Below are 21,386 nucleotides of genomic sequence, written 5' to 3' on the forward strand. Positions count from 1 at the left end.
ATATTCAATTAATATCTTTTATAATATTTGCATATTGTAAAAGAAATAATAATTAATGAAAAACTACAATATATTATATCATGACTACATTAGAAAAGATGAAAATTTTAACAGATTCCGCACAATATGACCTTTGTGACTATGTAAGTCATAATAAAAGTTCACAGGTCAATTTACCTGGAATATATGAAGCAACAGGTCATAACGGGTGTAAAATTCCTCTTTTCAAAACACTGCAAACCAATAAATGTAAAAATGATTGCAAATATTGTATTAATCAATCAAAAAGAAACTTTACAAGACTTGAACTGTCACCTGAAGAGCTAGCCCGTGCATTTTTGGGATATTACAATAGAGGCTTAGTCAACGGATTGTTTTTAAGTTCCGGAATCGCTGGAGACGTGGACACTACAATGGAAAATCAAATAGAAACTGTCCATCTACTTAGAAACAAGTATGGTTATGACGATTATATTCACCTTAAAATTGTGCCTGGCGCAAGTAAGGATTCTATAAAAAGAGCTATGGCGCTTGCAAATAGGGTTAGCATCAATATTGAAGCTGCAACACCTTCAGGTCTTGCAGAATTATCTTCCACTAAAGATTACAATAAGGATATTCTTAAAAGATTATCCTGGATTAATAGCTTTCAGCATAAAAGTACAACTTATCCAAATTCTACTCACACCACCCAGTTAATTGTAGGTGCGAACAACGAAAGTGACAAGGAGATTCTCCAGAGAATGGAAAAAATCTACAAGAAATCCGAATTGAAGAGGACATATTTCTCTGCATTCACTCCAATTGAAGATACTGAATTTGGAAAAAAAGAAGCGTGTCCGACCGATAGAACTGCAAAATTATATAATGCGGACAGTTTACTTAATGATTACCATTATAAAGTAAAAGAACTTGTATTTGATGAAAATGACAAATTATCACTTACTCAAGATCCTAAGATTTTAGCTGCAGAAAATATGGATATCTTCCCTGTAGAAATCAATACTGCGCCTCTAGTTGAACTCATAAGAGTGCCGGGAATAGGTGTAAAATCTGCCCGTAAAATAATTTCTATTAGGAAAAAAGCACCGTTTACATCAGAAGAACAGCTTAAAAAATTAGGGGTAGTAGTTGAAAGAGCTAAGCCTTATATTAAAATTGATGGTGAATATCAAGTTATTTTTGATTTTTAGATTTATTAGATGAAAATAGAATAATTAAACTGTTTTTAAACAAAATAAATATTAAAAAAATGAATCAACAATATAATTTATCAGATACCAAATAGATTATACTATTAATACAATATAATTTATTATAAAACCAATATAATTTATAATATAAAAAAATTAAATTCAGTAATCGTCGAATAACGCCCATATTTCAGGGTATTTTTTAGCTACAGCTTCATCGATTAATATGGATGCTTCTTTTGAAATACTAAACTCTGGTTCGGTTTTTCTTAAATATCTAAATACTGCAGAAGATCTTGATGACCAAAGTGTAATCCTTGGATTTTTATCAACTATCTCTTTAACTTCGGCTACATGTTCTTCCTGTATTTTGATTTCTTGTGGTGTCTGTAAATCCTCTTCGCTGCGTACAGCGCCAGATAAGTCTTCGGATGCTTCGCTATTTTCCTCATTTTCCTTGTCTTCTTCAACATCGTCTGAAACCTCTTCAGCAGTTACTTCCTCATTATTTGATGAATCTTCTCCTTGATTACTCTCCTCTTCTAACTGTTCAAAAATGTTTTTATCTGATTCATCTTCATTTAATAACTCTTCCAGTGATTGAGTGGAATTACTGTCAAAATCTTCATTATAAAAATCAGGAATTAATGAAGCTAAGCCTTTACCAAGTCCCTTTTTCGCCATTATTTACCACCTGTTTTTCGTTCTAAATTTCTTTGAATCATCTGGAATTGAGATTTAGCTTTTAAATCAAGATTTTTCTTAGCAACACTCAAATGAACATTTTCATCTCTTTGGATAATTTCCTTAGCTAATTTTAAATAAGCTTTTGTTCCGGTACTATCAGGATCATAAATCAAACAAGGCTTACCAAAACTAGGAGCTTCAGCTAATCTAATATTCCTTGGAATAATAGTTTTGAAAAGTAAATCTGTACCGCCAAAGTAATTCTTAAGCTCTCTGTGCACATCTTTACTGAGTCTAGTCCTTTTATCAAATAGAGTAAGGAGAATTCCCTTGATAGGAGTTGGACTTCTAAGCCTTTTTTCGACCAATTTTATTGTATTAATTAAATCAGCCACTCCTTCTAAAGCGTAATACTCAGCTTGGATTGGAATTAAAACACTATCGGAAGCTACTAATGCATTGACAGTAATTACACCTAATGAAGGAGGTAAATCTATGAATATATAGTCAAATAATGGAACAACATCTTTTAAAGTATCTTTCAATACGATATGGTAATTGTCACGTTTGGAAAGTTCCATTCCAGCACCGCTGAGAGATATATTACTTGGGATAATAAATAAATTTTTAATAAACGTAGGAATTGTTGCTTTTTTTATACTTATATCTCCCATAAGAGCATCGTAAATAGTGTTTTCTATTTTAGTTTTATCAATCCCAAAACTAGTTGTGGCATTAGCTTGAGGATCCATATCGACAACCAAAACAGATTTACCCATTACCGCTAAAGATGTCGCAGTATTTACAACAGTGGTTGTTTTTCCACAACCCCCTTTCTGATTCATAACCGCAATTACTTCACTCATCTAAAGAATTCTCCTATTTCCATGATTTTAAGTTATCAGTTATGATTTATAACTTAAAAAGACTAATACTTAAAGAATAATTATTAAATTATTCAGTATAAGTTAAAAGAATTAAGTTATTTCGAGGAAATTAAAACTTAAAGGAAATAACTTATCAGTTTTAACTTCTAAGGGATAGGAATTAAGTTTTAAGTTAAAACGTCAAAGTTATAAAAAATAAGTTTTAAGAAATAACTTATCATAACTAACTTTTAACAAATAAGTTATATTTTATAACTTCTCTCTTATAAAGTATTTGTTTTCACAGATAAGTTAACAGTTATTAGTTAACACTTGCAACTTATCTTTAATAAGTTATAAGTTATAAGTTATAACAAAAAAGTTAGAAAAAAATAAAGAAGGATTATTTAGCATTTTGCATTGTTCCTTCAAAATAGCTAGCGTATCCTTTTAAGTCCAACATTCCATGACCAGAGAAGTTCATTACAATTGTTTTTTCCTCACCTGTTTCTTTGCATTTCAAAGCTTCATCGATAGTAGCTCTGATAGCGTGAGTAGTTTCAGGTGCAGGTAAAATTCCTTCATTACGTGCAAAAGTAATACCAACCTCGAAACAGTCCCTTTGATGAACAGCTTTAGGTTCGATATAACCTTCTTTAGTTAAAAGGGAAACGATAGGTGACATTCCGTGATATCTTAATCCACCTGCATGTACAGAAGGCGCAACAAAATCGTGACCTAATGTAAACATCTTAAGCATAGGAGTAAAACCGTTGGAATCTCCAAAGTCATAATCATAAGTACCCTGAGTAAGGGTTGGACATGCGGTAGGCTCAACTGCTATGAATTTGGTATCAGAATTTCCATCAATCTTATCTTTAATAAATGGGAATAATGATCCTGCAAAATTACTTCCACCACCAGCACAGGCAATCATGACATCAGGAGTCTCTTCGGCAATTTCCAACTGGGTCTTTAATTCCTGACCAATAATGGTTTGGTGTAACATTACATGGTTTAATACACTTCCTAATGAATATTTTACTTCGTCGTTTTCCAGTGCTTCTTCCATAGCTTCAGAAATGGCAACACCTAAAGAACCAGGATGATCCGGATTATTGGCTAAAACTTCACGACCGACTTTAGTGTTTTCACTTGGAGATGCGAAAACGTTACCGTCATAAATATTCATAATATTTTTTCTATCAGGTTTTTGGTTAAAAGAGACTTTAACCATATATACAGTACATTCCAAGTCAAGTAAATTACAAGCAAGTGATAAAGCAGTACCCCATTGTCCTGCACCAGTTTCAGTAGTTAATCTTTCTACACCCTCTTTTTTAGCAAAATATGCTTGTGGAATAGCAGAATTCAATTTATGAGACCCGGTAGGGGACATGTCTTCCCTTTTAAAGTAAATCTTAGCCGGTGTATTCAAATATTCTTCAAGCTTGTTGGCTCTAACTAATGGAGTAGGTCTGCCCATTTCCATATAAAGATTTCTAACTTCATTTGGGATTTTAATGTAACGGTCAGTAGCAAATTCCTGTTCAAGTCCTGCCTTTGTAAATGCAAGCTGTAATGCAGCAATCTGATCTTTTCCCTCACTATTTTTAGGAGCAGGAAGTTCACAAGGTAAATCTGCAAGCATATTGTACCATTGTTTTGGCACTTCATCTGATGATAATTCAATTTTATAAGTCATAATAATAGTTACTTTAATGTACTATATAAAGCTTTGTTGTACAAAAATGTACACTTTAATTATTAATAATATAAAAAACAATTTTAAATCATGAGAATATTAGCAATTGATGTTGGAACCGGAACACAGGATATAATGATATATGACACTGAAAAAGAGCTTGAAAATTCAATAAAAATAGTTCTGCCATCCCCCCATCTGTATATTTCCCAGCAGATGAAAGAAATTGAAAATGACATTTACTTTACCGGGGAGATAATGGGTGGAGGAAAAATAAAAAGAAGTATCCTGGAACATATGGAAAAGGGATATAAAGTGGTAATGGAACCAACATGCGCTAAAACAATACGTGATGATTTAAATCAGGTCAAATCGCTTGGAATAGAAATAGCTGACAAATCTAAAGAATATAAGGGATATACTAAAATCAATATGGGAGACATCAACATAACCAAACTATCAGAATTTCTCCTAGGCTATGATTTGGAATTTGACTTTGATAAGATTGCAATTGCCGTACAGGATCACGGCTACAATGAAAACATGGGTGATAGGGACTTCAGATTTGAAAAGATTAGAGAAAAAGTATCAAAGCCTATTTCACCTTTGGAATTTGGATTTAGGGAAGATGTTCCCGAATACTTTACTAGAATGCAAGCTGTGAGAAGGCAAGTTAAAAATGAAGGAATTGAAGATTTACCCCTTGTAATGGATACCAAATTCGCATCAATAGCCGGAATGTGTTATGATGAAGTTGCAAAAGAATTGAACAGCTATATTGTAATCGATATTGGAAATGGCCATACAACAGCCGCATCAATAGAAGACGGGAAAATACAGGGCGTTTTTGAACATCACACCTCAAGCCTTACAGGCGAATCCCTTGAAAGGTACATCAAAAGACTGGCTTCAGGAGAAATTACCCATGAAGAGGTACATGAGGACTATGGACACGGAGCACACGTAATAAATCCAATATCAAAACTAGAAAAGGTCATAGTAAGTGGCCCTAAAAGGGAATTGATTGAAAAGACAAACCTAGAGTGGCATCATGCAGCTCCTGGAGGAGACGTGATGATGACCGGGACTGTCGGATTGATAAAAACAATAATAGGATAGATATAATGTTTAAGATGGATTCACATATTCATAGTGAATATTCACCAGATTCATCATCTAAAATCGATGATATTTTAAAAGTCGCTGCCAAAAGAAATATTGACATCATTGCAATAAGCGACCACAATACTGTAGATGGAACAAGTGAAGTATTAAAAAAAACTAGAAACACAGACATATTAGCCATTCCATCTATAGAGATTTCTTCCAGTCATGGCCATATCCTTGGTTTTGGCTGTGAGGAAAATATACCTAGAGACCTTTCACCGGAAGATACTATTGACAGAATTCATGATTTGGGCGGTCTTGCAATAATACCGCATCCGTACTGTTTTTATAGGCATGGTCTGTTGCATAATTACAAAGAAAAATTAAAAATTGATGCAATAGAAACAAGAAATGCCAGATTCATCGTAGGATACTGCAACAACAAAGCTAAAAATCTATCCCTAAAAGAAAACCTGCCGGCATTGGGTGCAAGTGATGCCCACTACTATAAATTTGTCGGTGATTGCTACAGTTTAATAGATTGTGAAAAAGATATCGACAGTGTTCTAAAATCAATCTCAAAAGGAAAAACAGAAGCAAAAGGAAAAGGAACATCAAACATTAAACTTTCAAAATATTTGTTTGAAAAAAATTTTCTAAAGAAATTTGATTAAAAAGAGTATTATTCACTCTTTTCAATTAAAATTTCTATAATAGAAACATTTGTTTTTTCGTTGTTATAGTTTTCAATTTCTTCAGTAGAAATATGAATGTCTTTAACAACAGAATCAGGAACAAACCTATTTCTTACAATTTCAGCAGCATCTACTGCTCTACTAATAGCTTTTCCCCTGGCGCGAAGAACAACACTATTAGATCCTTCATTAAATTGTGTAACTACTGCTAATACATAATTCATAACAGGTTTACTTCCAACAAAAATTGTATTATTCTCCATATTTAATTCACCATATAAATATTAGTGATAGATGTATATAAAATTTTACATATTGAATGATTGAAAATTAAACAAACACAAATAAACAATGAATATTATGCAATTGATATATAAATAAAAAAATATTTTTTTGAACAAAACTTGTTTAAATTAAAATTTAATAAATAAAATATAATAAAACAAAAAAAATTAAAAAAAATGTTAAATATTAGACCTTTTAATCAACAATAACTTATTGATTGAATCAAGAACTGCCAATATACTGGCCATAACAATGTCCTGATTGGTTGAACGTCCGGTTGATTTATTTCCTTCCGGATCAGAAGTAATCACAAACACCTCGGCCAATGCATCGGTACCGCCAGTAATAGCTTCAAGATTATATTCTTCTAGTTCAATATCCATTGTGCCTTGAATCAGCTTACGGATAGCATTCAAAGCTGCATCAACAGGACCGACACCAGTGCTTGCGGTTTCCTTTTCTTCACCATCAATTTCCAATTTAACAGTAGCTGTAGGAGATACATTAGCTCCCATAGAAATGCTCAAACCCTTAATTACAATAGGAGTTTCACGGGCTGAAGAAAGTTCTGTAATTGCAATAGCTATCAAATCATCATCAGTGACACATTTTCCGCTGTCACCCAAAGACTTGATTTCATCAAATACTTTACAAAATTGCTCTTCATCCAAATCTATATGATAATCTTTAAGTTTTGATTTTAAAGCATTGGCTCCAGTGTGTTTTCCTAAAACTATGCGTCGTGAATGACCTACCATTTCAGGAGACATTGGCTCATAGGTAGAAGCGTTATTTAAAATTCCATGAACATGAATTCCTGATTCATGAGCAAATGCATTATCGCCGACAATTGGTTTGTTGACAGGCATCTTGACACCAGTTAAACGTCCGACAAGGTTGGATAGGCTGTATAGCCTTGTAGTGTCAAGACCTAAATCAACACCATAGGCTGACTTTAAAGTCATTACAAGCTCTTCAAGGGAACAGTTACCTGTCCTTTCACCCAAACCATTGATAGTAACGTGAGCTTGATTAGCACCGCATTCGATGGCTGTTAGGGAATTGGCTGTAGCCAAACCGAAATCATTATGGAAATGAACGCTGATTGGAGTTGTGAAGTTATTTTTGATATTAGTAATAAGGTCACGGGTCATGATTGGTGTTAGAATTCCAACTGTGTCCGGAACATCTAAAAAGTCTGCCCCGGCATCAACTACCTCATTGAAAATTTCAAAGAGGAAATCCTCTTCAGTTCTTGTAGCATCTTCTGCTGAAAACTCAACAGTCAAGCCATGGTCTTTAGCATATTCAACACCGTCTACCGCCTTTTCAATTATTTCTTCTTTAGACATCTTAAGCTTATAATCACGGTGCAAAGGGGAAGTTCCAATGAATGTGTGGACATATTCTAAATCAGCATCTAAAACCGCGTCGATATCACCTTTTAAGGAACGTGCCAAACCAACCAAAGTAGATTTCAAATCCATAGATCTTATTTTTTTGGCTGATTCTATTTCTCCTTTTGAAGAAGCCGGAAATCCAACTTCTATTTTATCAACACCCAAATTGTTAAGCTTTTGAGCAATCTGAATTTTTTCATCGACTGTCAGAGCAACACCGGGTGTCTGTTCACCGTCTCTCAAGGTTGTATCGAAAATATAAATTTTATCTGCAAGATTCATATTTTCCTTTTTTAGATTTTCTATATTTTTTGTGGTCATTGTATTACTTCCCTTTAATAATTCTAATATTATAGTAAAAAGTTTATAAATTTATTGAAAACAAATATATTAACATGAAATTGGGTTTTACAACACTAGCTTTATTCATGCAACCTAACAATGAAATCATAGATTTAGCTAAAAAACACGGATTTGAAATTATAGAAATTCTTGGGGAAGGTCCATTTTTTGAAAAAGACAATATGGAATTCAAGGACTGTGGACTGGATATGAGAATTCATGCAGCAACAGTGGACATTAACGTCGCAAGCCTAAACAAAGGAATTAGAGCTGAAAGTGTAAAACAGATGATTCAATGCGGACAATATGCAGAAAGCATAAATGCAAATACAATTACAGTACACCCTGGAATTATCGGCAGAAATGAGCCTCATCTTAGAAAATGGGCTTTGGAAATTGCAATTGAAAGCATTGGTGAAATAATTGACAATACAAATGTTGAAATTTCTGTTGAAAACATGCCTGTTCGTGGAAAATTTTTGGGAAATACTGTAGAGGAAATTGAAATAATTCAGGAGGCTACCGGCTGCAGCTTGACAATAGATACCGGACATGGAAATACCTGCGGAAACCTCGAAGAGATGCTTTCTTTAAAAAACATTAGCTATTGTCATTTAAACGATAACGATGGTGTCAAAGATCAGCACATTACCTTAGGCGAAGGGACTTTGGACTTGAATTTACTTAAAAAGATTGATAGTGCAATCATTGAGCTGAACAACTTTGATAATATCCTAAAAAGCAAGGAAGTCATTGATAACCTATAATTTATTATCCTTTTTTTTAGAGGTTATCACTTATAAGTTATACCTTTTAAGTTATATCAATTAAAAAAATAAATCTAAAAGTCAATCATAGTAACTTCAAAAATGTCCTCGATTATATAGTCTGTCTTATCCATCATCTTTGGAGAGACTTCTTCCTGCTGTTCGATAGTCAAAACGCTGACATCCGCTTTTTTAAATGCCAATATATCATTAAGACCATCCCCAACCATCATGACTTTGTATCCTCCCTCTTTGAGGATAGAAACAACTTCACACTTGCCTCGGGTAGAAACAGTTCCAAATGCATTGTCTTCAGGGACATCCAGCATGTTGGCTAACCTATTGATGGCCCCTTTTCTATCTCCAGAAGCTATGAATATTTCAATTCCCCGGGACTTCAAAGTCTCGACTGTTTCAAAAACCTTCGGGAAAAATTTGCCCGCTGAAGTAATGGTATATGCAACGACGCCGAGGTCCATGTCAACAATCAAAGCGGATCCATTGCACAGCTCCATGTGAGAGATCTTTTCGCGTAAAATATCAAATCCGTCAGTAATGTCTGAAATGGTTGATACTTTTTCATTATAAAGGATTTCCTCAACATCAGCCTTTGAAACCTGCCTTGTGGAAAAACTTACGTCAAAATCAATGTCATATTCCTTGATAACATCTGAAATTAATGTATTAGGATCTAATTTTAACAATTTATTGGTGTTGAATTGAAGAACTACCAAAGCTAATGCATCTGCTGCTTCAATCAAATCCAAAGAGTTAATGTCTGTGAATATATTTCCATTTAATACATCCTTAATAACCCTATACCTTTCTATTAAAGTGCCGGAGTTATCAAATACGACTGCCTTTTTCATGATTAATAGTAGTTAAAAAATAATATTTATAATTAATTAAAAAAAACAACTTTATAAACATTGAAAAATAAAATAATAATATTATAATTTACGATTATTTAGGTGTTTTAATGAATGTTATTGAAAAATTAAACTCCATTAAAAGTGGAGAAATGACAGCTAAAGAAAATGTTGAAGGCTTCATTAAAGTTATCGATGAAAATAACGAAAGCATTAATGCATTTATTGAATTAAACTATGAAAATGCATTGAAACAAGCTGAAGCTATTGATAAAAAAATCGCAAATGGCGAAGATGTCGGTGCTTTAGCTGGTTTGGTATTCGGTATTAAAGCAAACATTAATGTTGAAGACATGATTATTTCTGCAGCTTCAAAAACCTTGGAAGACTACTATGGAAGTTACAATGCAACAGTAGTCAATGAAATATTGGCTGAAGATGGAATAATTATTGGTATTTTGAATATGGATGAATTTGCAGCGGGCAGTTCAACTGAAACCTCATACTACGGACCTACCCAAAACCCTGCGGCTATGGGTAGAATTCCAGGAGGTTCATCAGGAGGCTGTGCAGCAGCTATTGCAGCTGAAATGTGTGACATCTCAATCGGTTCAGATACTGGAGGGTCAATCAGAAACCCTGCATCACATTGTGGTGTTGTCGGATTTAAACCAACATACGGTGGAGTTTCAAGACAAGGTTTGCTTGACCTGTCCATGAGTTTAGACCAAATCGGACCTTTGGCAAATGATGTAAGCGGTATCGCATTAGCTTTAAACACCATTGCAAAATACGATGAAACCGAATGTACAACCTTAAACTGGGACAAACCTGACTTTACTGAAGTTCTGGATGACACATCCCTTGAAGGCATGAAAATAGCTGTATGTAATGAATTCATTGATGTGACAGATGATGAAATCAACAAAACCGTCAACAAAGCTATCGATAAATTAGTTGATGCTGGTGCGGAACTAGTTGAAGTGAGCTTTGATTATATTGACCTTTGTTTACCTACATACTACCTAATCAACTATGTGGAGTTCTTCTCAGCAACAAGAAAATATGACGGAAGAGATTATGGATCCAGAATTGAAGAAGTTTGCGGTGAAGAAGTATTGAGAAGAATCAAAATCGGTTCCCACATTGCAGAAGCTGAATTCAGTGGTAAATACTACAAACAAGCATTAAAAGCAAGATCCGTAATCAGAAGCGAAATCACTGCGATGCTTGAAAACGTTGATTTGATTGTAGGTCCAACAGTTCCTAAACTTCCTCACGAAATTGGTGCTGAATTGGAACCAATGGAAATGTATGCCTACGACATATTGACAGTTATCGCTAACTTGGCTGGAATTCCTGCTGGAAGCATAAAAGCTGGAGAAGTTGAGGGCATTCCTGTAGGATTGCAGATTCAAGCTAAACCATTGGATGACTTGAAAATTATTAAAGCTATGAGTGTATTTGAAAACACTCAATAATTCTCTTTTTTTGTAATATTTTTTACACTTGAAATATACCTCTAAAATTTTATACATTATAAAATACAATAGAATATCAAGAGGTTATTTTTATGACAAAAATCGGACTTGCTTATGTAAACGGAGCCGTTCCAGGATTTGAAGATTTTGGAAATTTACCAACAGATATCGTTAAAGAAAACGGTTTGGTTAACGGTAATAAAGCCAGCGATGAATTAGATGCACTAATAATTCCTGGAGGAACATTAATCGAATCAAACGATATTGATATGGGTTTGAATAAAGAAATTAAAAAGATGGCCCGTGACGGAAAGCCTATTATCGGCATATGTGCAGGTTTTCAGTTGCTATCAAACCAGATAGATATCGGAAGAAAATCCCCAGTGCCAATAATTAAGGAAGGGCTTGGAATAATAGATGTCAACTTTTCACCGTTAATCACAAGTGACAGGGTGAAGGCAAAAGTATTCAAAAACTCCTTTTTGGTTGAAAATCAAAATGAGGATGTTGACGGATTTCACACCCATACTTACGGTAAAGTGGAAGGGGATGCCAAGCCATTGTTCTATTCCAAAGTTCAAAGAATGAATTATGGCGATACAAACGAAGAGGGAGACTACAACATCTTTTCAGGTGCCTGTAACGATGACGGTAACGTTATCGGAACAATGATCCATGGCATATTGGATGAAAATCCAATCCTTGTAGAAAATTTGAAAAATCAAATAGACATTAAGGATATGGATGAAATATACAATAGAAATCTGGAAGTCAAAAAGTATCTGCAAAGCGAAGTCGGAATAAATTCCGGGATAAAAATAACCGAAAACAGGAAAAATGACAGGCCAAAATACCTAATGATTGGAAGTAACGGATCAGATTCTGGTAAAACATTCATTTTAACTGGTCTTGCAGGTGCAATTAGAAAAAGAGGATATAAGGTCGCACTTTTAAAAGTCGGCCCCGATGTCAGGGACATTATACCGGGATTATACTTGACAAAAGGTAAAATGGAAGAATTTTCCTCAATAAAAATCGGACATTTGGGTTGGAGTGACATCGAATCTACAATAAAAAAACTTAACAACTCAGACTATGATATTGTCCTTATCGAAGGCGTGATGAGCGTGTTTACAGGGCTTTTAAATGAAAAAGTACCGTTTTCAGCAGCAGAAATTGCAATGTCTTCAAAAATTCCTATGATATTGGCTACTGGAGTAAATAAAGGTGGAATAGAATCAGCGGCAGTTGACATAGTGGCTCACACTAATATGCTAAACAACCTTGGTGTTACAGTAGAAGCAATTCTGCTAAACAAGGTATACAATGAAAATATATTCGATACCGTTGTTCCTTACATAAAAGAAAACACCAACGTTGATAATATCCTAAAGCTTCCGAAACTAAAATCTGCCGATATGAGAGGATTCATACCGGAAGTTGAAATCAGATATGAACTGTTTACCTCACATGCAATGAATCTTATTGAAGAGAATCTCAATATAGAAGAAATAATAGCTATGACATCTGAAGTCGAATTTGAAAAAATATATTCATTTGAAGAAATCAAAGAGAGAGTGATATAATGGCTCTTAATTTAAGCCCCGAACCTGGTGTAAAACTTACAAAAAAGGATAGGGCACATGTTTTAACTAAAATGAAACAGGGATGGAAAGCAAATTGTCTTATTCCTGATTACGTTTTTGATGAAAATGGAAACATTCAAATAGAATCTGATATGAATCGCCGCGTCGTCAAGATTGTTAAAATAAAAGATGATGGAATCTATATCGAAAAGGCTCTAAAAAGCAAAACATTAAGAATTCCTTGGGATAAGGTTGCCTTAATTTCTAAATCAAAAGAAGTAAAAGATGGTTTGGAAATTAAAATGCATGATGGGAAATATGTGGCATTCAGCATTTACAATTCCTACAAAATACAACAAATTACCCAGTTTATTGCAAATTATATCAATGATAAAAAGTTGAATAATGCTAATATGTATTCATAATAGCTTATTCTTCTAAATATTTGTTGATGATGTCTTCGCCTTTAAGCAAGACCAATCCATTTTCTTCAGCATATTTACGAGCATCGGCAACGGATGTAGCTTGTCCGGTTTCACCGTCCATCATTTCGCAAACTACACAGACAGGAGTAACTCCAGCCATCTCACATAATGCAAGACCTATTTCTGTGTGTCCTTGTCTATTTTTAACAAGTCCGTCTGCTCCTCTTAAAAGACATACATGACCTGGAGATCTGAAAGTTGCTCCAAATTCATCAAATCTTTCTTCTTTCATCATAATAGCCATTTCACTAATTGTCATTGCTCTGTCATGATCTGTTACACCTGTGAAAGATTTTCTGTGGTTTGTCCATACTGAAAATGAAGACCTTTCGTCATATGGAATGTCATTAGGTGCAAGTTCAGCCAGTTCAGGATATTTTTCACTAGCTGCTTTCATGATGTCAACCATGAATGGCAAATGAATAGCATCACAAAAATCAGAATGTAAACAGTTGCAAATTAAACCGCCTGCATCGTTTCTCATTGTAGCGATAGATTTTGGGGTAACAAATTCGGAAGCGATAATCATATCAACTTCCCCTTCTCTATCATCATCATCGAAAACTAGTACGAATTGACCATCTCTTATAGCTTCTAAAGCTTTATCTAAGTTTGTTTCTTGATTCATAGTAATGTCTCCTTATTTACTAGAACCAGGGCTAAAAATAACTAATAACTATTTCTTCTCTTCCATCCGGACTATCACCGTCGGTTTTGGAATTTCACCAAATCAACACATTTTGTGCTCGTGGACTTATTTATTAAAAATCACCACCGGTGGAGAATTTCACTCCGCCCTGAGAACGTATTAACAAATATATTTATCATGTATAAAATAGTTTTTGGTAAAAATTCTAAAATTCAAGGCAAACGATATCGCCATCTTTAAGATTTAATTTATCCCTAAGTTTTTCAAAAGCTATGAATTCCAAATAATTCTCTTCATGAGTTGTTTTGGCTGGAAATACAATAGCTCCTTCAACATTATCGTTTAAAACAGCTTTTATATATTTTACTGCACCAAAACCTTCATCAGGTTTTATTATATTTTCACAATTGTTTTTGATATTGTTTATTTCATCAAGATTGTCTTCACTTACTACAACATTTAAGGTTCCTGGAAATGGGACGAATCCCAGATTTTTCTTGAATTCATTCGTATAAAATTCCTGAGATAAAAAATAAGCCGCTTTTCCCAAACCAGTAGTGACCTCTCCATCAATTTTCATGAAATAACCTCTAATAATTTACAAGTTTAATTAAATACCTTAGCATTATCTTAAAAGAAAAATTAATTAAATCAAAACTCTGTCAAATAAATTAACTTTCAATTCAAAGAATTATATTGAACACTATAATTTATTGATTTTTTAATTTAAATAGTTAAAGAAGGACATTTTAAAAAATTTTTTAAACATTGAAGAATAAAGTAAATATTACTAATAAAATTATTACAGGGTAAAAGAAATGGAAATAAAAACTATCTCATCAGATGTGTTAATAATAGGATCTGGAGGGGCTGGTTCTAGAGCAGCTATAGAAGTGGATAATGCTGGTTTAAAACCTATCATAGTCTCAAAAGGCCTTTCATTCAGGTCTGGCTGTACTGGAATGGCTGAAGGCGGATATAATGCTGTTTTTAAAGCAGTGGATAAGGAAGATTCAATAGAAGCCCATAGATTTGATACACTAAAAGGTGGAAGCTATTTGAACGACGAAAAACTTGTCGATATATTAGTAAATGAATCTCCAAAAAGATTGATTGATCTGGAAAATTATGGAGCATTATTCGACCGTCAGGAATCCGGTGAAATAGACCAAAGACCATTTGGTGGGCAGTCTTTTAGAAGAACATGTTATCAAGGAGATAGAACAGGTGCAGAATTACTAAATGCACTTAAAGAGGAAATCATTAAAAGAGATATTGAATGTATTGAGGAAGTGATGATAACATCCCTTGTAACAGAAGGCACACAAGTAATAGGGGCGTGTGGTTTCGATTTAAAAGATTCCAGTTTAATTTATTTCCAAGCAAAATCTGTTATATTGGCCAGCGGAGGTGCTGGTCAATTATACCCTGTAACTTCAAACACTTTCCAAAAAAATGGTGACGGTTACGCTATAGCTTATAGAGCTGGAGCTAATTTGGTTGACATGGAACAGGTACAATTCCACCCTACTGGAATGGTGACACCAGAATCCAAAAAAGGAGTATTGGTGACTGAAGCAGTTAGAGCTGAAGGCGGAAAACTCATAAATAAAGATGGCGAAAGATTCATGAGCAAATATTCACCTGAAAAAATGGAATTGTCAACCCGTGATGTTGTTGCCCGATCAATTTATCAGGAGATTATTGAAGGAAGGGGAACTGAAAACGGAGGAGTCTACCTTGACATTTCACACTTAGACGATGATTACATTGATGAAAAGCTCGAAACAATGGTTCTCCAATTTGAAAATGTGGGTGTCGATATCAAACATGGGCCGATTGAAGTAGCTCCGACAGCGCATCACTTTATGGGTGGTTTAAAAATCAATCCAGATGCATCAACATCTCTTGAAAACCTATTTGGAGCAGGAGAAGTATGCGGTGGAGTTCATGGAGCAAACCGTTTAGGCGGCAATGCTTTGGCCGATACTCAAGTATTCGGAAAAATTGCCGGTGAAAGCGCATCAAAGGCATGTGAAAACACCGAACTTAAAACAAACGAAATCCAAGTTGAAAAAGAAGCTTCAAGAATAGAAAAACTAATTAAAAAGGGTTCAATAAAACCACAAGAGTTCAAAAATAAAATCAAAAGCCTAATGTGGGAAAAAGTTGCAATCGTAAGAGAAGAAAAAACATTGAACGATGCATTGAAAGAATTGCTTGAAATGCAAAAAGACCTGAAGAACCTGGATGTAAGTTATAAAAAGCAATATAACACAGAACTAGTAACTGCTCTTGAAGTAATAAATATGGTTGAAATCTGCATTTTGATAGTCAAATCTGCAATCATACGAAGAGAGAGCAGAGGAGCACATTACAGGTCTGATTTCCCAGAAACACTGGATGAATGGAAAAAGAGCATTGTTATAAATAAAGAAAAAATAGAATTTGAAGCTAGATAGCTTCTTTTAATTCTTTTATTGCTTTTCTAGCTTTTTCATAAATTTCCTGTTCGTCCAGGACAACTAATTTTTTATTTTCCATCAATATTTTACCATTGCAGATGGTTGTATCAACATTTGAACCGTTTGCAGAGTAAATAATGTTGGAGCTTAAACTTGAACTGTCCGGAACCATATTTGCACAGTTGGTATCAATCAAAATAATATCAGCCTTTTTGCCGACTTCGATTGAACCTACTTCGTCATCGATTCCCAAAGCTTCAGCGCCTTTTATGGTACCCATTGCTATAGCTTCATCGGAAGTCAAAACCTTAGGATCCAAGGTAGAAACCTTTTGAAGTAAACTGGCGGTTTTCAACTCTTCAATCAAATCCAAATTGTTATTTGAAGATGCACCATCAGTTCCTATGGCTACACAAATGTCATTTTCGATTAATTTTGAAACTGGAGCGATTCCAGAAGCCAATTTCATGTTACTGCATGGGTTGTGGGAAACCTTGACATTATTTTTCTTAATGATTTCAATTTCATTGTCATTAAGCCATACGCAATGAGCTGCAACAACATCAGGACCCAAAAAGCCTATTTTATCCAAATATTCAAATGGCCTTAATCCTTTTTCTTCCAGACTGTCATTGATTTCCTTTTGTGTTTCTGATACATGAATGTGAATTCCCATGTTGTATTCATCGGCCAATTCACGAACTTTAATCAGCAGTTCCTCAGAAGCTGTGTATGGGGAATGAGGTCCGAAAAATACTTTGATTCTGCCATCAGCCATTCCATTGCAGTTTTTAAACAATTCAAGATTTTCCTTGATTTCAGCTTCTCTTTTTTCGGCAACGCCAAAATCAATCATACCGTATGATAGAACTGCACGGATTCCTGCCTCATCAACTGCACGGGCGACATCCTCCATGTAGAAATACATGTCGCTGAATGTTGTTGTTCCTGACTTAATAAGTTCAACTGCCCCTAAAAGGGCGCCAATATAACAATAATCACCATTTAGATTAGCTTCCATAGGCCAGATATGATCATTCAGCCAGCTGTCTAAACTTAAATCATCTGCTAATCCCCTAAATAAGGTCATGGATAAATGAGTATGAGTATTAATTAATCCAGGAAGTAATATCATTCCTGTAGCATCGATAATTTTATCAACATTGGTTTCATCAATCTCTTCTGAAATTTCAGCAATCAAATCGTTTTTAATTAAAAGAGATTGTCTTTTTTCTTCAAAATTAATTGGATCTAAAATAAATGCGTTCTTGATTAAAATAGTATTATATGACATAATAACACCTAAAAAAAATAAAAAAAGGTTAAAAACTTATCTATAAGTTTTTAATAGCTAATTTAATATCGTCAGCTTTAACAGTTTTACGTTTTGCGATTTTTGCTACTTTGTTAGCTTCAATAGCAACATCACGAGCAACTTCTTCAACGTAAGCAGCTAATTCTGCTTTTGCGTCTTCGCTAACTCTTTCTGCGCCAGCTTCTTTGATGATTCTAGCGATAGGAGCTTTTGGTATTTCAGACATAATTTTCACCTCATTAAATTTTTATTAAAAACTTAAGAATAAGTGTTAATCTTAAGTTAGATATAATATAACACGACTTAATATTTAAATATTTCCCTTAAAATGACGATAAAATTAAAAAATAAGGAGAAATATAAAAAATTATTAAGAAATAATATGATAAATAATATTAATTGAAAAAAATAGTATTAAATAAAAAGATTTATTAATATTAAAATAGAAAAATTGGAAAGATTACGATGAAAATTAAAATAGCTGTTCCTTCAAAGGGAAGAATTAGTGAACCTTCAATAAACTTATTGGAAAAGGCAGGATTAGGATTAAAAGATAGAGAAAGCCGTAAATTAATTTCTAAAACTTTTAATAAAGATATTGATGTTTTATTTGCAAGAGCATCAGATATTCCTGAATTTGTTCAAGATGGAATAGCTGATATTGGAATAACAGGAATAGACCTGATTGAAGAAAACGAAGCTGACGTTGTCCAGCTGCTTGACTTGAAATTCGGAAAAACAAACCTGGTTTTAGCAGCTCCCGAAGATTCAAACATAAAATCAGTCGCAGACATTACCGACGAGATGACTGTCGCTACTGAATTTCCAACATTAACAAAAAAGTATCTGGCTGAAAACAATCTAAACCTTAAGGTCGTCAAATTGAGCGGATCCACTGAAGCAGCCCCATTTATAGGAGTTGCAGATTTGATTACAGATTTGACAAGTACCGGAACAACTCTAAAGATGAACCATTTGGAGATTGTTGATACTTTATTGAAAAGTTCAATTGTGCTTGTGGCAAACAATGAAAGCATGGAAAGCAAAAAAGAATTAATCGAATCCGTAAGCACAAGCATAAAGGGAGTATTGGAAGCTTCCCGTAAAAAGCTTTTGATGATGAACGTGAAGACAAAGGATCTGGACTGTGTAAAAGAAGTCATGCCATCAATGGGTGGACTGACAATATCAGATGTATTGTCTGAAGATGAAACCGTTGCGGCTCAGGCAGTGATTGATGAAGATGAAGTTTTTGAACTTATTAACAAATTAAGAATAGCAGGCGCAAAAGATATTCTGGTTGTGCCGATTGAAAGGATTATTTAATTTACTTGGCATCAAATAAAAAGGGTTGGTTAGAATTTTTAAACTAAAAAACATAATTTCAATAAAAGACTTTGAAAGGGAAGATGTGGACTACATTCTTGATGAAGCATCTAAGCTAGAAGATATCGCTAAATCAAAAGAAAATTCTGATGAATTGAAAGGAAAAATATTAGGATTGATGTTTTTTGAACCATCAACCAGGACCAGACTCTCTTTTGAAACAGCCATGAAAAGATTGGATGGAAACTGCATCGGTTTTGAAAGCAGCGGATCCAGTTCCGTTTCAAAAGGTGAAAGCATAGCCGATACCGCAAAAATGTTTGAAGGATACAGCGATGCACTGGTAATAAGACACGAACTTGAAGGAGTTTCAAAATTCATATCAGATATCGTTGACGTTCCTGTAATCAATGCGGGTGATGGTGCCGGACAACACCCAACACAGACCTTGCTTGACTTATACACAATAAAAAAGGAAATCGGATCTATAGATAACCTGAAAATAGCTTTAATTGGAGATTTGAAATTTGGACGTACCGTCCATTCACTATCAAACGCATTATGTTTATATGATAACGTTAAAATCTATCTCGTATCCCCTCCAGAGCTCAAGATGCCTCAGGAAGTACTTCACGACCTGGACAAGACAAATGTCGTCTACGAAGAAGTGAATAACATAGAAAGTATTATTGATGACGTTGATGTGCTGTATGTAACCAGGATACAAAAAGAGCGCTTTGGAGATATTGACGACTATTTAAAAATAAAAGGAGCTTATATTATAAATAAAAAAATGCTTGAAGGCAAAGATGTTATAGTAATGCATCCTTTACCTAGAATTGATGAAATTGACACTGACGTCGATGATACAAAATACAATAAGTATTTCATTCAAGCGTTTAATGCAGTTCCAGTTAGAATGGCAATTTTAAAAACATTGATAAAAAACAACCCTAAATAGAGAAAAGGGTTGTTTCAAGCAATTCTTCATCACATTGGAGTTTGATTATATTTGTTCTTCCTTTTCCACGGCCACGTGAAATTGTGTTTGTAGAAATGATACCCAAAAGTTCAAGCTCATTTATAAAATCAAAAATCCTTCTGTAGGTAACTGCATCTTTTTTGGATATTGACTGATATTCTTCATATAGTTTTCCTGAAGTGATTTCCTCATTATTTTTTGTTAAGTTCAAAATCGCTTCAAGAAGCCTTTGCTGTTGTAAAGGTAAAGTCTGGATAATTTCAGTCACTTTATTGAATTCTATTCTATCCTTCGCTTTTCTTACATGTTCGCCTGTAACCTTTTCAGAATCATCATCATAAGCCAATTCACCTGCATTCTTAAGTAAATCTAAGGCGTATCTAGCATCACCCTCTTCTTTTGCAGCCATGGCAGAACATAAAGGAATGACATCATCATCCAAAACATCATCATAAAATGCCAATTTAGCCCTTTCGGATAAAATATCTGATAATTGATCTGCACCATAAGGAGGGAATACAATTTCCTTATCGTTTAAACTGCTGGTCACTCTGGACTTGATCAGATTCTTGAAATCGAGATAGTTACTGATTGAAAGAACAGAGACATTGTCTGTTCTGGTCAATGTGTATAAGATACCGTCGCCATCCTTATCAAGCAGAATGTCGATTTCATCTAAAATGACAATCAATGTTATTTTTCTACCGAAAACATCCCTTTTGCTTAGAATGTCTCTGAAGGTATTTACAATTTCACCTTTTGTCCAACCCCTATTTGGAACATCCCTTCCAAGCTGTTGGCATAATTGAGCAATGACCTGATATTCAGTAGTATAATCTGTACATCTAATATATTCAACTTCTACACGAACCTTCTTGTTTGAAGCAGCATCCTTAAGTTGTTCACTAGCAAATTTTGAAGCTGCAGTTTTTCCGGTTCCTGTCTTTCCATAAAGGGTAACATTTGAAGGTGTTACTTCATTTAATGCATCAACCCAAATTTTAGCGATATCAGTGATTTGTTCTTCCCTGTGAACTAATTTGTTAGGTAAATATCTGTGATCTAAAGGAATCTTATTTTTGAATATATTTTTACTTGTGGTTGTTTCTGATTCTATTTTATCGAATATGTTTGACATATGAACACCGCAAAATTTTGTAATAAAATTAAGTAAAAATTAG

20 protein-coding genes, 1 pseudogene and 1 riboswitch are annotated in these 21,386 nt (G+C 34.1%); of the genes and pseudogenes, 10 read left to right on the forward strand and 11 right to left on the reverse strand.

Annotated features, from left to right (window positions below; all coding sequences use genetic code 11):
* The first annotated feature begins 80 nt into the window (after positions 1 to 80).
* Complete coding sequence (locus Q0W25_RS01195; RefSeq protein WP_298517867.1) at positions 81 to 1,193, forward strand: radical SAM protein; 1,113 nt, start codon at positions 81 to 83, stop codon at positions 1,191 to 1,193.
* Between the two features lie 162 nt (positions 1,194 to 1,355).
* Here the strand turns inward: Q0W25_RS01195 and Q0W25_RS01200 are convergent, their stop codons facing one another.
* From Q0W25_RS01200 to Q0W25_RS01210, 3 genes and pseudogenes are all read right to left on the reverse strand, one after another.
* On the reverse strand, positions 1,356 to 1,877 hold the full coding sequence (locus tag Q0W25_RS01200; protein ID WP_298517870.1) for an AAA family ATPase: 522 nt from the start codon (positions 1,875 to 1,877) through the stop codon (positions 1,356 to 1,358).
* A 104-nt stretch (positions 1,878 to 1,981) separates the two neighbouring features.
* Positions 1,982 to 2,746, reverse strand: a pseudogene (locus tag Q0W25_RS01205) (ParA family protein); the annotation flags it as partial.
* Between the two features lie 403 nt (positions 2,747 to 3,149).
* A complete protein-coding gene (locus tag Q0W25_RS01210) occupies positions 3,150 to 4,451 on the reverse strand; it encodes a TrpB-like pyridoxal phosphate-dependent enzyme (RefSeq protein ID WP_298517873.1) in 1,302 nt (433 codons plus the stop codon).
* A 90-nt stretch (positions 4,452 to 4,541) separates the two neighbouring features.
* Between Q0W25_RS01210 and Q0W25_RS01215 the strand changes: the two genes are divergently transcribed.
* Together Q0W25_RS01215 and Q0W25_RS01220 are read left to right on the forward strand one after the other, a co-directional pair.
* On the forward strand, positions 4,542 to 5,570 hold the full coding sequence (locus Q0W25_RS01215) for a DUF1786 domain-containing protein (RefSeq protein WP_298517876.1): 1,029 nt from the start codon (positions 4,542 to 4,544) through the stop codon (positions 5,568 to 5,570).
* A gap of 5 nt (positions 5,571 to 5,575) precedes the next feature.
* Positions 5,576 to 6,232 (forward strand): PHP domain-containing protein, encoded by a 657-nt coding sequence (locus tag Q0W25_RS01220; protein ID WP_298517879.1) that lies wholly within the window; start codon positions 5,576 to 5,578, stop codon positions 6,230 to 6,232.
* A gap of 8 nt (positions 6,233 to 6,240) precedes the next feature.
* On the opposite strand, the gene albA is transcribed toward Q0W25_RS01220, so the two are convergent.
* Positions 6,241 to 6,516, reverse strand: a complete 276-nt coding sequence (gene albA / locus Q0W25_RS01225) for a DNA-binding protein Alba (protein WP_297824642.1) — start codon at positions 6,514 to 6,516, stop codon at positions 6,241 to 6,243.
* A 201-nt stretch (positions 6,517 to 6,717) separates the two neighbouring features.
* Positions 6,718 to 8,259 (reverse strand): 2-isopropylmalate synthase, encoded by a 1,542-nt coding sequence (locus Q0W25_RS01230; RefSeq protein WP_298517883.1) that lies wholly within the window; start codon positions 8,257 to 8,259, stop codon positions 6,718 to 6,720.
* Between the two features lie 74 nt (positions 8,260 to 8,333).
* Here Q0W25_RS01230 and Q0W25_RS01235 point away from each other — a divergent pair, with 74 nt between their 5' ends.
* Positions 8,334 to 9,047, forward strand: coding sequence for a sugar phosphate isomerase/epimerase (locus tag Q0W25_RS01235; RefSeq protein WP_298517886.1), 714 nt, complete (start codon positions 8,334 to 8,336; stop codon positions 9,045 to 9,047).
* Between the two features lie 74 nt (positions 9,048 to 9,121).
* Here the strand turns inward: Q0W25_RS01235 and Q0W25_RS01240 are convergent, their stop codons facing one another.
* On the reverse strand, positions 9,122 to 9,916 hold the full coding sequence (locus tag Q0W25_RS01240; protein ID WP_298517888.1) for an HAD family hydrolase: 795 nt from the start codon (positions 9,914 to 9,916) through the stop codon (positions 9,122 to 9,124).
* 110 nt (positions 9,917 to 10,026) lie between these two features.
* Between Q0W25_RS01240 and gatA the strand changes: the two genes are divergently transcribed.
* The 3 genes from gatA (at position 10,027) to Q0W25_RS01255 (ending at position 13,408) form a co-directional block, all read left to right on the forward strand.
* Positions 10,027 to 11,397: an Asp-tRNA(Asn)/Glu-tRNA(Gln) amidotransferase subunit GatA gene (gatA, locus tag Q0W25_RS01245; protein ID WP_298517891.1), complete on the forward strand. Its 1,371-nt coding sequence runs from the start codon at positions 10,027 to 10,029 to the stop codon at positions 11,395 to 11,397.
* A gap of 92 nt (positions 11,398 to 11,489) precedes the next feature.
* Positions 11,490 to 12,983, forward strand: a complete 1,494-nt coding sequence (locus tag Q0W25_RS01250) for a DJ-1/PfpI family protein (protein ID WP_298517894.1) — start codon at positions 11,490 to 11,492, stop codon at positions 12,981 to 12,983.
* Entirely contained in the window at positions 12,983 to 13,408 is a 426-nt protein-coding gene (locus Q0W25_RS01255) for a hypothetical protein (RefSeq protein ID WP_298517897.1), read from the forward strand. Before Q0W25_RS01250 ends, Q0W25_RS01255 begins: the two co-directional genes overlap by 1 nt.
* Before the next feature lie 4 nt (positions 13,409 to 13,412).
* Here Q0W25_RS01255 and ribB read toward each other — a convergent pair whose 3' ends face one another.
* Together ribB and Q0W25_RS01265 are read right to left on the reverse strand one after the other, a co-directional pair.
* Complete coding sequence (ribB, locus tag Q0W25_RS01260) at positions 13,413 to 14,096, reverse strand: 3,4-dihydroxy-2-butanone-4-phosphate synthase (RefSeq protein ID WP_297824656.1); 684 nt, start codon at positions 14,094 to 14,096, stop codon at positions 13,413 to 13,415.
* Between the two features lie 50 nt (positions 14,097 to 14,146).
* Positions 14,147 to 14,277: riboswitch (FMN riboswitch) on the reverse strand.
* 45 nt (positions 14,278 to 14,322) lie between these two features.
* Entirely contained in the window at positions 14,323 to 14,697 is a 375-nt protein-coding gene (locus tag Q0W25_RS01265; RefSeq protein ID WP_298517900.1) for a DUF120 domain-containing protein, read from the reverse strand.
* Positions 14,698 to 14,935: 238 nt separating this feature from the next.
* Between Q0W25_RS01265 and tfrA the strand changes: the two genes are divergently transcribed.
* A complete protein-coding gene (gene tfrA, locus Q0W25_RS01270; protein WP_298517903.1) occupies positions 14,936 to 16,579 on the forward strand; it encodes a fumarate reductase (CoM/CoB) subunit TfrA in 1,644 nt (547 codons plus the stop codon).
* Here tfrA and Q0W25_RS01275 read toward each other — a convergent pair.
* Positions 16,572 to 17,876 carry an amidohydrolase family protein gene (locus tag Q0W25_RS01275; RefSeq protein WP_297824661.1) on the reverse strand — a complete coding sequence of 435 codons (1,305 nt, stop codon included), beginning with the start codon at positions 17,874 to 17,876 and terminating at the stop codon, positions 16,572 to 16,574. The genes tfrA and Q0W25_RS01275 overlap by 8 nt on opposite strands.
* 40 nt (positions 17,877 to 17,916) lie before the next feature.
* Complete coding sequence (locus tag Q0W25_RS01280) at positions 17,917 to 18,123, reverse strand: histone family protein (RefSeq protein WP_297824663.1); 207 nt, start codon at positions 18,121 to 18,123, stop codon at positions 17,917 to 17,919.
* Between the two features lie 239 nt (positions 18,124 to 18,362).
* On the opposite strand from Q0W25_RS01280, the gene hisG reads away from it, so the two are divergent.
* Complete coding sequence (hisG, locus tag Q0W25_RS01285) at positions 18,363 to 19,223, forward strand: ATP phosphoribosyltransferase (RefSeq protein WP_298517908.1); 861 nt, start codon at positions 18,363 to 18,365, stop codon at positions 19,221 to 19,223.
* A 25-nt stretch (positions 19,224 to 19,248) separates the two neighbouring features.
* The gene (gene pyrB, locus Q0W25_RS01290; RefSeq protein WP_297824668.1) at positions 19,249 to 20,184 is read left to right on the forward strand and encodes an aspartate carbamoyltransferase; all 936 of its coding nucleotides are present in this window, start codon (positions 19,249 to 19,251) and stop codon (positions 20,182 to 20,184) included.
* On the opposite strand, the gene Q0W25_RS01295 is transcribed toward pyrB, so the two are convergent.
* Entirely contained in the window at positions 20,177 to 21,343 is a 1,167-nt protein-coding gene (locus Q0W25_RS01295; protein WP_297824671.1) for a Cdc6/Cdc18 family protein, read from the reverse strand. The two genes, pyrB and Q0W25_RS01295, sit on opposite strands and share 8 nt — an antisense overlap.
* Positions 21,344 to 21,386 lie beyond the last annotated feature (43 nt).

This window comes from uncultured Methanobrevibacter sp. (assembly GCF_947166415.1).
Taxonomy (GTDB): domain Archaea; phylum Methanobacteriota; class Methanobacteria; order Methanobacteriales; family Methanobacteriaceae; genus Methanocatella.